This is a genomic window from Bradyrhizobium sp. Kon10 (genome assembly GCF_055807395.1).
Genome location: NZ_JBVVOZ010000041.1, coordinates 1 through 12,323 on the forward strand (window position 1 = coordinate 1; position 12,323 = coordinate 12,323).

Here is a 12,323-nt window from a genome sequence, read left to right on the forward strand (position 1 = left end):
CCGAGCTGCTCGCCGAGGTCTATATCGATCTGATCGGGGCGCGGCAGTCGCAGTTGATCCTGGCGTCGGACGCCAAGGAGATTCGCGTCAATGCAGCCGGCGACGCGCCGCGGCGGCAGCGGCTGGTGCCGCTTGCGCCGCGCGTGACAGACGCCGAGCGCGAGGCCCACCGGGCCTTCATCGCCACGCTCGGCGACAAGGCGATCTGGAGCGAGTACCTCGCCGCTCCAGCCGCCGTCAGTCCGGCCGCTCAGGCCTGACCGCTCGGCTGAGCGGCCATTTGCCGCTCCATGTTCTGACGATAGAGACCGACGAAATCGACCGGATCCAGCATCAGCGGCGGGAACCCGCCATCGCGCACGGCGGTGGCGATGATCTCGCGGGCGAACGGGAACAGCAGCCGCGGGCACTCGATCATGACCAGCGGGTGCAGGTTCTCCTTCGGCACGTTGGCGATCCGGAACACGCCGGCATAGGCGAGCTCGAACGAGAACATCACCTTGCCCGCGGTCTCGGCCTTGCCCTCGACCGACAGCGTTACCTCGAACTCCTGTTCGCTGAGGTTGTTGGCGTTGACGTTGATCTGGATGTTGATCTGGGGCTGCTGGCTCTGCTGCTGCAGCGAGCTCGGCGCGTTCGGATTTTCGAACGAGAGGTCCTTGGTATATTGCGCCAGCACGTTGAGCTGGGGTGCCTGGGCCGCCTCGGGAGGGGTGCCGTTGCCGTTGGTCATCAGAGTGTCTCCTTACCCGATTGGGGCTGAATTTCGCGGCGGTTGGCTAACATAGTGCTGCCTCGTTCCACAAGGACGAACGGCTCCGGATGAAGGATCCCGGCTGCGCCGACCAGTGCGACGTCTCCGCCCCAGATGCGAAATCGTACTTAAACGATTGAAGATGCGCGATTTCCGGGCATGATCGGGTTTCCCCTCAAGCATAAAACGCGCTACACTTCGGACTGTGCCAAAAGGCGCCATTGGCCGGGCCAGATTTCGTGCCTACATCCGGCGGACGTGACGCGCGGGCCGAAAGCTGGCCTAAAATGGTGATGTAGTCTTGCCGTTCCCCCGGGGAACGGTCTACTGGCCGGACGGATTTTTCCGGCAGCGACCTCCTGAAAAGACCAGAAAGCGAATACGACGTGGACATCTACACCATCATCTTCCTGGCGCTGGCGGTCTTTATCTTCCTGCGGCTGCGCAGTGTCCTCGGGCAGCGGACCGGTAGCGAGCGGCCGCCGTTCGACCGCACCGCCCGCAATGCGCTTGGGGGTGCCCAGGACAAGAACGTCGTGACCATGCCCGGCAAGGTGATCGATCAGGCTCCGCTGGCGCCGACGGCCGAGCCGACCCCGCCCTCCGACCGCTGGAAGGGCCTCACCGAGCCCGGCACCGCGCTGGCGCTGGGCCTGGACGCCATCGCCGAGAAGGAGTCCGCGTTCGATCCCCGCCACTTCCTGTCAGGCGCCCGTGGCGCCTATGAGATGATCGTGTTGGCGTTCGCCAATGGCGACCGTCGCGCGCTGCGCGACCTGCTGTCCTCGGAGGTCTATGAGAGCTTCGATGCCGTGATCAAGGAACGCGAGAAGAACGAGCAGAAGACCGAAACGCGTTTCGTCTCGATCGACAAGGCCGAACTGGTCGGCGCCGAGTTGCGCGACCGCACCGCCCAGCTCACCGTGCGCTTTGTCTCGCAGATGATCTCGGCCACCCGGGATAAAGCCGGCAACATCGTCGACGGCAGCGCCGATACGGTCGCCGATATCACCGACGTCTGGACTTTCGCCCGCGACATCACCTCTCGCGATCCGAACTGGAAGCTGGTTGGCACCGGAAGCCCGAATTAAGCTCGTCCTCAGGAACGCTGTGACGACGCTGTGCGCAGCTGCCGTTGCGCTTTCCACGTTTTCGCTCGGCGCCGAGGCGGCGCGGCGCCACTACCGCAGCCATCACCCTCATGTGCCCGAACTGGCCGCGATCCCTCCGCGAGCCCTTCCGTATCCGCAGCTCCCGCTCCCGCTCGAAATTCCCGGCGCGCAATATCTGCCGCAGGCCTGGGCGGACGTGAAGGGCTGGAGCGATGACGATCATCTCGCGGCCTACAAGACGTTTCGTGCGAGCTGCCGTTCGATCAATGCGCAGACAGGTGTGGGTCAACCGAAAGTCGAAGCCAAGGCCGAAGCCAAGCCTGAGGCAAAGGCTCTCGGCGTCTCGCTGAGCGAACCGTGCCGGGCCGCCAAAACGCTCGAGGTTACCGACGACGCCAAGGCCAAGAGCTTCTTCGAGGACAACTTTTCACCGCTGCGGATCTCGCGCCTCGGCGAGCCCGATGGGTTCGTGACCGGCTATTACGAGCCGGTGCTCGAGGGATCGCGCACCCAGACCGACATCTACAACGTCCCGGTCTATCGCCGGCCCTCGAACCTGTTCGTGCGCGGCTACAACCAGGCCTCGGTCAGCCTGCCCAACAAGGGTCCGGTCTACCGCAAGATCGGCCGTCGCAAGCTCGTGCCCTATTACGACCGCGGCGAGATCGAGGACGGCAAGATCGCCGGCCGCGGTCTCGAGATCGCCTGGCTGAAGGATCCGACCGATCTCCTGTTTGCCCAGATCCAGGGCTCCGCTCGCATCAAGTTCGACGACGGCACCACCGTCCGGCTCAACTACGATTCCTATAACGGCTATCCCTACACGGCCGTGGGCCGCATCCTGATCGAGCGTGGCATCATCCCGAAGGAAGAGATGTCGATGCAGAAGATCAGGGAGTGGATGGCGCAAAACCCCGACGGGGCCAAGGAGCTGCGCCGCCAGAACCGCTCCTACATCTTCTTCCGCGAGGTCAATTTGTCCGACAAGGACGAGGCGGTGGGCGCGCAGGGCATTCCGCTGACGGCGGGCCGCTCGATCGCGGTCGACAAGTCGCTGCATGTCTACGGCACGCCGTTCTTTATCGAGGGCGAGCTGCCGATCGAGTCCGAGCGCGCGAAAACGCCGTTTCACCGCCTGATGATCGCGCAGGACACCGGCTCGGCCATCATCGGCCCCGCGCGCGCGGATCTGTATTTTGGTGCCGGCCAGGACGCCGGCCGGGTCTCGGGCCGGCTGCGCCACCCCATGCACTTCGTGATGCTGGTGCCGAAGAGCCTCGATCCCAGTGCACGCGGCCAAAAGCTGCCGGTGCCGGACCCGCGGCCATCGGAGAAGATCGCCAAGCTGTTTCCGCAAACCGATCCTGCCAAGGATTCGGCCAAGGATTTAGGCAAGCCGGCGGCTCCCGCCGCGGCCGCGACGCAAGCCAAGAGCGAAACCGTCGCCGTCGCCAATCCGGTCCCGCTGCCGGCGCCGCGTCCTGTGATAGAGCCTGTCCGCGAGCCGCGCCGGCCCGCGAAAAGTCATCCCCATCGGCAATGAAACGATCGTCCCGTCCGCCCGTGCTGGAGCCTCGTCCCTCACCGCGCCGCCGCGCGCTGAGTGCGGAGGAGCGCGAGCTGTGGGAGCTGGTCGCCAAGCAAGTCAAGCCGCTCAGGAAGCATCGTGCGACGAAGGTGCAGGCCTCGGCGCGCACTGAGCCTCAGCCCGCGGCAACACTTGCCAAACCCGCGCCGCCGGCGCGGCCATCGGCTATCGCGCCGGCGCCACGTCCATCAAAGCCGGCAATGCCGCCTTTGGCGCCGCTCGGCAAACGCGAACGCACAAAGCTGTCGCGGGGCCGCAGCGAGATCGAGGCGCGGCTGGACCTGCACGGCATGACCCAGACGCGTGCCCATCGCGCGCTGTCGGGCTTCCTGCATCGTGCTCATCACGACGGCCTGACCTTCGTGCTGGTCATCACCGGCAAGGGTCGCAGCGGCGGCGAAAGCGGCGTGCTCCGCCGCCAGGTGCCGGAATGGCTGAGCCTGCCGGAATTCCGCGCCTTCGTGGTCGGGTTTGAGGAAGCCGGTATCGGCCACGGCGGCGAGGGCGCGCTGTATGTGCGGATCCGGCGGGCGCGGGTTTAACCGCACCAGGCGTGCGACTTCTCTTGCCTCTCCCGCTTGCGGGAGAGGCCGACGCGCTCCGGGCGATGCGAAGCATCGTCCCGTGCGCGGCGGGTGAGGGTTCTCTCCTCTCGGGGATTCTCGCCGCTGAGAAAGCCCTCTCCCCAACCCTCTCCCGCAGGCGGGAGAGGGGGCGCACCTTCTCCGAGGTGGCCACTGAGCTTACGCCCTTAAAACGGCCGGACGATTCCGACGCGTGGAATCAGTGTGACGACCAGGCCGAAGATGTTCGTGCTGCGATCCCCAATCGGAATCAGCGGTGTCTCCTTTGCCGCCGGCAGCATCTTCACCGCATGCAGGATCAGGAACATGCAGACCGCCCAGTTCGAAATCCAGCGCGAATAGTCGAACACCATCGCGAACATCACGAGATAGGCGAAGCTGATTCCAGCCAGCGTCGCGACGATCAGGCGTCGGTGCATGTCGCTTGCGAGCGCGCCGATCAGGCCGGCAAAGTAGCGCCACAGCGGCATGTGCAGCCAGAGCAGCAGCACAAACACGGGCACACCGAGGATGTTGTGCGGCAGGCGTCCCCAGGTGTCCGCAATCTCCTTTGCCAGCGGCTGATACCAGATGTAGCTGAATTGCAGCAGGTCGGTGCGCGAGGGATCGGCCATCCGCGTCTTCAGGTATGCGACGAAATCGGCTTCCGGGATCGGCATCGTTCCGAGAAACTGCGCCGCAAGGAACAGCGCGGAGATGACGAGCAAGGCAACGATGCCGAACGCGACATTGGTGCGATTGCAGCCGCTGGCCAGGTAATGCCTGGTTACGACGATGGTGATGATCGTCGGCACATACATCAGGAGATGGATGTGGTGGATCAGCACGAGAATGATCGAGAACAGCGCGGCAATGGCCACGAACAGAACCGAGCCGGCCGGCAACAGCAGCAGGATGGTCGCGAGCGCGCAGCCATAGATGTCGAAATGGCCGAGCGTGTGCATGAAATTCTTCAGGAAGAACGGTGAGCCCGCGGTGAAGACGAACAGCGGCAGCGTCTTCGTGGTGAAGCCGAACGTCTTCTGAAATAATCTGGCGTACAGCCCCAGCGTCACCAACCATGTCGCGCCGCCGAGCGCGAACACCAGCCCGACCGGTACCTTCGCCGTGAACAGCGCGACGATGGCGCCAATCAGCGCGCGCTTGATGAAACCGAAATGGTAGTCGACCAGCAGGTGGATGTAGGGGACGTAAGGCGGCAGCTGGATTTTGTGGATGAAGACGCCGGCAATGACCGCGGCGTTGATCGCGAGCAGGACGCGCCAGGGGTTTTTCCTGAGGTCAGCGAGCATGAGCCACCTGGCCGGCCTCAATCTTCACCGTCGTCCCGGCGAAGGCCGGGACCCATAGCCTCCCATGTTTGTTTTGCGCCAACGCTGGGGCCACTATCATTTCCAACAAGGACCGCCGGTGAGTATGGGTCCCGGCCTTCGCCGGGACGACGCCGCAATGAATAGCGCGGACCGGCCTCGAATTACAAAATGAACCGGCTGAGGTCGGCGTTCTTGGCGAGATCGCCGACGTGCTTCTGGACGTAGTCGGCGTCGACCCGGAGGGTCTCGCCGTTACGGTCGGGCGCGGCGAAGGAGATTTCGTCCAGCACCCGCTCCATCACGGTCTGGAGCCGTCGGGCGCCGATGTTCTCGACGGTGGAATTGACGGCGACCGCGACGTCGGCGAGCGCATCGATGGCGCCGTCGGTGATGTCGAGCGTGACGCCCTCGGTCTGCATCAGCGCGATATATTGCTTGATCAGCGAGGCCTCGGGTTCGGTCAGGATGCGACGCATGTCGTCGCGGGTCAGCGCCTGCAATTCGACGCGGATTGGCAGGCGGCCCTGCAATTCCGGCAGCAGGTCGGACGGCTTTGCGACGTGGAAGGCGCCCGATGCGATGAACAGGATGTGGTCGGTCTTGACCGCGCCGTGCTTGGTCGAAACCGTGGTGCCCTCGATCAGCGGCAGCAGGTCGCGTTGCACGCCCTCGCGCGAGACATCGCCGCCGACGCGGCCGTCGCGGGCGCAGATCTTGTCGATCTCGTCCAGGAACACGATGCCGTTGTTCTCGACCGCGCTGATCGCCTCCAGCGTGAGCTGATCGGTGTCCAGCAGCTTGTCGGATTCCTCGTTGACCAGGATCTCGTGCGAGCTTTCCACCGTCAGCCGCCGCGTCTTGCTGCGGCCGCCGAGCTTGCCGAAGATATCGCCGATCGAAACCGCGCCCATTTGGGCGCCCGGCATGCCCGGAATCTCGAACATCGGAAAACCGCTGCCGGACGACTGCGTCTCGATCTCGATTTCCTTGTCGTTCAATTCGCCCGCGCGCAGCTTCTTGCGGAAGGAATCCCGCGTCGCTGCGCTTGAATTGGCGCCGACCAGGGCGTCGAGCACGCGTTCTTCGGCGGCCAGCTGGGCGCGCGCCTGCACGTCCTTGCGCTTGCGTTCGCGGACCTGGGCGATCGCCACCTCGACGAGATCGCGCACGATCTGCTCGACATCGCGGCCGACATAGCCGACCTCGGTGAATTTGGTGGCTTCGACCTTCAGGAACGGCGCATTGGCCAGCTTGGCGAGCCGCCGCGCGATCTCGGTTTTGCCGACGCCGGTTGGGCCGATCATCAGGATGTTCTTCGGCAACACCTCTTCGCGCAAGGAACCTTCGAGCTGCTGCCGCCGCCAGCGGTTGCGCAGCGCGATCGAGACGGCGCGCTTGGCGTCGGCCTGGCCGACGATGAAACGGTCGAGTTCGGAAACGATTTCGCGGGGGGAGAAGTCTGTCATGGGACCTTAGCTAGGGTCAGAAACGGGTCGGGACAAGCGGCTTTTTTGGCCGTCAGATGATCGGCGGACCCGATTGCCATTGTTTCACGGCATCGACCGGATGGACCAGCATCAAGATATTCAGCGTCAGATTGTCGCGAATGTGCAGCGCCATCATGAGCTCGAAGGCAAGCCCGATGGCGACCGTTGCCGGAATCGGCAGCACCCGCGCGCTGAGGAACCCCAGCACCATGAACAGTGTGTCCGAGACCGAATTGACGATGCTGTCGCCAAAATAATCCAGCGAGATCGTGCCGGCGCGATAACGCTCGATGATGAACGGCGAGTTCTCGACGATCTCCCAGGCGCCCTCGATCAGCATCGCGATGATCAGCCGTGCCGGCCAGGACAGCGGCAGCAGCGGCAATCGTGCGAACAGCATCCAGGTCAGCCCGTAGAACAGGAAGCCGTGCAGGACGTGCGAGAAACTGTACCAGTCGGCGATGTGCTGGGAGTTCTCCGAGCTGTTCACCACGCCATGCCAGAGCTTGACATAACCGCAGGTGCAGATCGGCACCCGTCCCATCGCGAACAGGATTCCGGCCTGCAGGGCGAGCAGCAACAACGCGAGGCCGAGCCAATAGGTCGGGGCGACCGCAGATTTGGTGCTCTCGGGAGATGCAAGCTTCATGGATCGCGCATCATCGCAGCGAGAAGCCACCGTGCGCAACCCAGCGGAAGTGCGCTCCCTCTCCCGCTTGCGGGAGAGGGTTGGGGAGAGGGTGCTTCCGCAATGGGACAGCCCCCAAGAGGACAGAGCCCTCACCCGCGCCTTCGGCGCGACCTCTCCCGCAGGCGGGAGAGGTTACAGCCAGTCCGGAGCCCCGCTGTTCGATCACAGCCCTACCCGGCCACCAGGCTCTCGATGGTGACGTTGCGGTTGGTGTAGACGCAGATGTCGGCGGCGATGTCGAGGGAGCGGCGGACAATGGTTTCGGCGTCCTTGTCGGTGTCGAGCAGGGCGCGCGCGGCCGCCAGCGCGTAATTGCCGCCGGAGCCGATCGCCATGACGCCAGCTTCGGGCTCCAGCACGTCGCCGGTGCCGGTCAGGACCAGCGAAACGTCCTTGTCGGCCACGATCATCATGGCCTCCAGCCGCCGCAGGTAACGATCGGTGCGCCAATCCTTGGCGAGCTCGACCGCGGCCCGGGTCAATTGCCCCGGGTATTGCTCGAGTTTGGCTTCCAAACGCTCAAACAGCGTGAACGCGTCGGCGGTGGCGCCGGCAAAGCCGCCGATGACGTCACCCTTGCCGAGCTTGCGGACCTTTTTGGCGTTGGACTTGATCACGGTCTGGCCGATCGAGACCTGGCCGTCGCCGCCAACCACCACCCTGCCGCCCTTGCGGACCGTCAAAATCGTGGTGCCGTGCCAGACCGGCGAGCTGCTTTTGGAATCCTGCATGAAATACCTCGTTGTCCGGCCTGATCTAGGCGGTCAGCGGCCGAGACACAACCGACGCACAACGGACCGCTCCGGGCCCAAATTTCGCTCACCATAGGCAGAAGTGGCGCCTGCCGGGGCGATCCCGCAGTAGCGAAGGCGTCATTTGGCTGTTAAAAGACCGGCGTTTTCGGCCCAATCCAGCGAAAGCTTTCCATGCGCACCGCGACGATCAAGCGCAAGACCAAGGAGACCGACATCGAGGTCACCGTGAACCTCGATGGCACCGGCGTGTCCAAAATCGCGACCGGCATCGGCTTTTTCGACCATATGCTCGATCTCCTTGCCCGCCATTCTCGCATCGACCTCACGGTCAAGGCGGTCGGCGACCTGCACATTGATCATCACCACACCACCGAAGACACCGGCATCGCGCTCGGCCAGGCCGTCAGGCAGGCGCTCGGCACCATGGCCGGCATCACCCGTTATGCCGACGTCCACATGCCCATGGACGAGACGCTGTCGCGGATCGTCATCGACATTTCGGGCCGCCCGGTCCTGGTGTTCAAGGTCGATTTTCCGCGCGACAAGATCGGCGAATTCGATACCGAGTTGGTGCGCGAGTGGTTCCAGGCCTTCGCCATGAACGCCGGCGTGACTCTCCACGTCGAGACCCTATATGGCGATAACAGCCACCATATCGCCGAGTCCTGCTTCAAAGGTCTGGCGCGGGCGCTGCGGGCGGCGGTCACGATCGATCCACGGGCGGCGGGCGAGGTGCCCTCCACCAAGGGCTCGCTCGGCGGCTGACATCTCCGCCTCGCGGCCACCGCCGCCGGCGGCGTCTATTCAATTCTCGAGAACGGGGCATCACCATGCCTGTCTACACAGTTCATGCACCCACGCCCGGCGGGGCCGATCTGCGCGCGACCGACAAGTTCGTGTTCGTGCGCGACGGCTTCCATTTCTGGGCGATGGTGTTCGGGCCGGTCTGGCTGCTCTGGAACAGGCTCTGGCTGGCATTGATCGGCTGGGTGGTCTTTCTCGCCGCGTTCGATGCCGGGCTGCATAGCCTCGGCGTGGGCCGCGGCTCGATTTCCTTCGCCAATTTCATCGTCGCGCTCCTGATGGGATTTGAGGCGTCGAGCCTGCGCCGCTGGACCTTGTCGCGCGGCAATTGGCGGCAGCTCGACGTCGTCGTTGCCGACGACGAGGACACCGCCGAGCGTCGCTTCTTCGAGCGCTGGAGCCAGAAGCAGCGCGGCATCGTCAACGATCAATGGGCGGTCGATCGCGGCGGCCCGCCGCCGACCCGCAGCGTGCCGGGTCAGCAATTCTCGAATGCGCCGCCGCTGCCGGCGGGCGGCATCATCGGATTGTTTCCAGAACCGGGAGGGTCAAGATGAGCGTCGCCATCATCGATTACGGCTCCGGCAATCTGCATTCCGCCGCCAAGGCCTTTGAGCGGGCCGCGCGCAGCATGGAGAACCCGCAAAAGGTCTTCGTCACCAGCGATCCGGACCAGGCTTACGGCGCCGATCGTCTGGTGCTGCCGGGCGTCGGCGCCTTCGCCGATTGCCGGCGCGGGTTGGATGCCGTCAACGGCATGGTCGAGGCCATCACCGAAGCGGTCCGGGTCAAGGCGCGGCCGATGTTCGGCATCTGCGTCGGCATGCAGCTGTTCGCCACCCGCGGCAAGGAGCACGTCATCACGCAAGGCCTGAACTGGATCGGCGGCGACGTCGAAAAGATCACGCCGCGCGACGAGAGCCTGAAGATTCCGCACATGGGCTGGAATACGCTCGACGTGCTGCGCGAGCATCCGGTGCTGGAGAAGCTGCCGCTCGGCCCCAAGGGCCAGCATGCTTATTTCGTGCACTCCTATCATCTGAACGCCGCCAATGAGGCGGACGTGCTCGCGCGCGCCGATTACGGCGGGCCGGTCACCGCGATCGTCGCCAAGGACACCGCCATCGGCACGCAGTTTCACCCCGAGAAGAGCCAGCGTTTTGGGCTGGCCCTGATCTCGAACTTTTTGCGATGGAAACCGTGAGGGCTCCGATGGTTTCCACCTCGTCATTGCTCGCAATGAGGGAGTGCATGGCTGATAGCCCCGTTCCCATGAGGGAGACGGGAGAAGGTGCGACATGATTCTCTTTCCCGCCATCGACCTCAAGAACGGCCAATGCGTGCGCCTCGAGCAAGGCGACATGGCGCGCGCGACGGTGTTCAACCTCGATCCCGCGGCACAGGCGCAGAGCTTCGTCGCGCAAGGTTTTGAGTATCTCCACGTCGTCGATCTTGACGGTGCCTTTGCCGGCAAGCCGGTGAACGCGCAGGCCGTCGAGTCCATGCTGAAGACGATCAAGATTCCGGTGCAGCTCGGCGGCGGCATTCGCGATCTCGCCACCGTCGAGGCCTGGCTCGCCAAGGGCATCACCCGCGTCATCATCGGCACCGCCGCGGTGCGCGATCCCGATCTGGTGAAAATGGCCTCGAAGAAATTCCCCGGCCGGGTCGCGGTCGGCCTCGATGCCCGTGACGGCAAGGTCGCGGTCGAAGGCTGGGCCGAAACCTCTGAGGTAACGGTGCTGGAGATCGCGCAGCGCTTTGAGGATGCCGGCGTCGCAGCCATCATCTTCACCGACATCGCCCGCGACGGTCTGCTGAAAGGGCTGAACCTGGACGCGACCGTCGCGCTGGCTGACGCGATCTCGATTCCCGTGATCGCCTCCGGCGGCCTCGCCTCGATCGAGGACGTCAAGGCGATGCTGGCGCCGCGGGCAAAAAAGCTCGCCGGCGCGATCGCCGGCCGCGCGCTCTACGACGGCCGGCTCGATCCCGCTGCCGCGCTCAGCCTGATCCGCAACGCGCGCGCTGCCTAGGAGATTTCCGATGTTCAAGGTGCGTGTGATCCCCTGCCTCGACGTCAAGGACGGCCGGGTCGTCAAGGGCGTCAACTTCGTCGATCTGCGCGATGCCGGCGATCCCGTCGAAGCCGCGATCGCCTACGACGCCGCCGGCGCCGACGAGCTCTGCTTCCTCGACATCACCGCGACCCACGAGAACCGCGGCACCATGATGGACGTGGTCCGGCGCACGGCCGAGGCCTGCTTCATGCCGGTCACGGTGGGCGGCGGCGTGCGCGAGGTCAACGACATCAGGATGCTGCTGCGCTCCGGCGCCGACAAGGTGTCGATCAACAGCGCCGCGGTGTCGCGGCGCGAGTTCGTCAAGGAAGCGGCCGAAAAGTTCGGCGAGCAGTGCGTGGTGGTCGCGATCGACGCCAAGCGGGTCAAGCGCGCGGGCGGCTCCGAGCGCTGGGAGATCTTCACCCATGGCGGCCGCAATTCGACCGGGATCGATGCGATCGAATATGCCCAGGAAGTGGTCTCGCTCGGTGCCGGTGAAATCCTGCTCACCTCGATGGACCGCGACGGCACAAGGCAGGGCTTTGACATCCCGCTGACCCGGGCGATCGCCGACAGCGTTCCCGTTCCCGTGATCGCCTCCGGCGGCGTCGGCAATCTCGACCATCTCGTCGACGGTATCCGCGACGGGCGCGCCACCGCCGTGCTGGCCGCCTCGATCTTCCATTTCGGGGAATTCACTATCCGGCAGGCCAAGGAGCACATGGCCCGGCGCGGGTTACCCATGCGCCTGGATGCCTGACGACTCCGGTTCATAAAAATGCTACAGGAGTTGGTAGGGACCGGCTCAATCAGCCGGAGCGTGTTTGCTGAGTATTTTGTATGCCGCGTTTCACGATCCACGATCTGGCCGCCACCATCGACGCCCGCGCGGCAGCCGGCGGCGAGGGGTCCTATACCCGCAAGCTCCTGGACAAGGGCGCCGAACATTGCGCCAAGAAGTTCGGTGAGGAAGCAGTCGAAACCGTAATCGCAGCAGTCGAAAACGATCGCGCGCATCTGATCGCCGAAGGTGCCGACCTGCTCTACCATTTCCTTGTGCTTTTGAAGGCACGCGGCATAAAGCTGGACGAGGTCGAGGCCGCGCTGGACAAGCGGACCTCGATGTCGGGGTTGGAAGAAAAGGCGTCGCGCAAGGGCGGCTAAGGGAGAGG

The 12,323-nt window shown here is 64.6% G+C and carries 14 protein-coding genes and 1 pseudogene; 10 read left to right on the forward strand and 5 right to left on the reverse strand.

The annotated features are described in order from the left end of the window. A pseudogene (locus AC0L2O_RS32425) lies at window positions 1-260 on the forward strand (DNA polymerase III subunit epsilon); the annotation flags it as partial. On the opposite strand, the gene secB reads toward AC0L2O_RS32425, so the two are convergent. Beyond that, complete coding sequence (secB, locus tag AC0L2O_RS32430) at window positions 251-733, reverse strand: protein-export chaperone SecB (protein WP_369720136.1); 483 nt, start codon at window positions 731-733, stop codon at window positions 251-253. The pseudogene AC0L2O_RS32425 and the gene secB sit on opposite strands and share 10 nt — an antisense overlap. A 407-nt stretch (window positions 734-1,140) precedes the next feature. Here secB and AC0L2O_RS32435 point away from each other — a divergent pair, with 407 nt between their 5' ends. The 3 genes from AC0L2O_RS32435 to AC0L2O_RS32445 are packed head-to-tail and all read left to right on the forward strand — an operon-like array spanning window position 1,141 to window position 3,996. Beyond that, on the forward strand, window positions 1,141-1,845 hold the full coding sequence (locus AC0L2O_RS32435) for a Tim44/TimA family putative adaptor protein (RefSeq protein WP_473372631.1): 705 nt from the start codon (window positions 1,141-1,143) through the stop codon (window positions 1,843-1,845). Next, a complete protein-coding gene (gene mltA, locus AC0L2O_RS32440) occupies window positions 1,823-3,409 on the forward strand; it encodes a murein transglycosylase A (RefSeq protein ID WP_409191276.1) in 1,587 nt (528 codons plus the stop codon). Before AC0L2O_RS32435 ends, mltA begins: the two co-directional genes overlap by 23 nt. After that, the gene (locus tag AC0L2O_RS32445; RefSeq protein ID WP_473372632.1) at window positions 3,406-3,996 is read left to right on the forward strand and encodes a Smr/MutS family protein; all 591 of its coding nucleotides are present in this window, start codon (window positions 3,406-3,408) and stop codon (window positions 3,994-3,996) included. Before mltA ends, AC0L2O_RS32445 begins: the two co-directional genes overlap by 4 nt. Before the next feature lie 209 nt (window positions 3,997-4,205). On the opposite strand, the gene AC0L2O_RS32450 is transcribed toward AC0L2O_RS32445, so the two are convergent. From AC0L2O_RS32450 to hslV, 4 genes are all read right to left on the reverse strand, one after another. Then, a complete protein-coding gene (locus tag AC0L2O_RS32450) occupies window positions 4,206-5,330 on the reverse strand; it encodes a hypothetical protein (protein ID WP_473372633.1) in 1,125 nt (374 codons plus the stop codon). A gap of 182 nt (window positions 5,331-5,512) precedes the next feature. Further along, window positions 5,513-6,817: an ATP-dependent protease ATPase subunit HslU gene (gene hslU, locus AC0L2O_RS32455; protein WP_473372634.1), complete on the reverse strand. Its 1,305-nt coding sequence runs from the start codon at window positions 6,815-6,817 to the stop codon at window positions 5,513-5,515. A 52-nt stretch (window positions 6,818-6,869) separates the two neighbouring features. Further along, window positions 6,870-7,487 (reverse strand): DUF2585 domain-containing protein, encoded by a 618-nt coding sequence (locus AC0L2O_RS32460; protein WP_473372635.1) that lies wholly within the window; start codon window positions 7,485-7,487, stop codon window positions 6,870-6,872. Between the two features lie 212 nt (window positions 7,488-7,699). Then, window positions 7,700-8,260 carry an ATP-dependent protease subunit HslV gene (hslV, locus tag AC0L2O_RS32465; protein WP_473372636.1) on the reverse strand — a complete coding sequence of 187 codons (561 nt, stop codon included), beginning with the start codon at window positions 8,258-8,260 and terminating at the stop codon, window positions 7,700-7,702. A 195-nt stretch (window positions 8,261-8,455) separates the two neighbouring features. Between hslV and hisB the strand changes: the two genes are divergently transcribed. From hisB to AC0L2O_RS32495, 6 genes are all read left to right on the forward strand, one after another. After that, window positions 8,456-9,049 (forward strand): imidazoleglycerol-phosphate dehydratase HisB, encoded by a 594-nt coding sequence (hisB, locus tag AC0L2O_RS32470; RefSeq protein WP_473372637.1) that lies wholly within the window; start codon window positions 8,456-8,458, stop codon window positions 9,047-9,049. A 65-nt stretch (window positions 9,050-9,114) separates the two neighbouring features. Beyond that, window positions 9,115-9,645 carry a DUF2628 domain-containing protein gene (locus AC0L2O_RS32475; protein WP_369720144.1) on the forward strand — a complete coding sequence of 177 codons (531 nt, stop codon included), beginning with the start codon at window positions 9,115-9,117 and terminating at the stop codon, window positions 9,643-9,645. After that, on the forward strand, window positions 9,642-10,292 hold the full coding sequence (gene hisH, locus AC0L2O_RS32480) for an imidazole glycerol phosphate synthase subunit HisH (protein ID WP_369720145.1): 651 nt from the start codon (window positions 9,642-9,644) through the stop codon (window positions 10,290-10,292). The genes AC0L2O_RS32475 and hisH overlap by 4 nt, the downstream gene beginning before the upstream one ends. A gap of 94 nt (window positions 10,293-10,386) precedes the next feature. Next, on the forward strand, window positions 10,387-11,124 hold the full coding sequence (hisA, locus tag AC0L2O_RS32485) for a 1-(5-phosphoribosyl)-5-[(5-phosphoribosylamino)methylideneamino]imidazole-4-carboxamide isomerase (RefSeq protein ID WP_473372638.1): 738 nt from the start codon (window positions 10,387-10,389) through the stop codon (window positions 11,122-11,124). 10 nt (window positions 11,125-11,134) lie between these two features. Beyond that, on the forward strand, window positions 11,135-11,911 hold the full coding sequence (gene hisF / locus AC0L2O_RS32490; RefSeq protein ID WP_473372639.1) for an imidazole glycerol phosphate synthase subunit HisF: 777 nt from the start codon (window positions 11,135-11,137) through the stop codon (window positions 11,909-11,911). 80 nt (window positions 11,912-11,991) lie between these two features. Beyond that, window positions 11,992-12,315, forward strand: coding sequence for a phosphoribosyl-ATP diphosphatase (locus tag AC0L2O_RS32495; RefSeq protein WP_369720148.1), 324 nt, complete (start codon window positions 11,992-11,994; stop codon window positions 12,313-12,315). Window positions 12,316-12,323 lie beyond the last annotated feature (8 nt).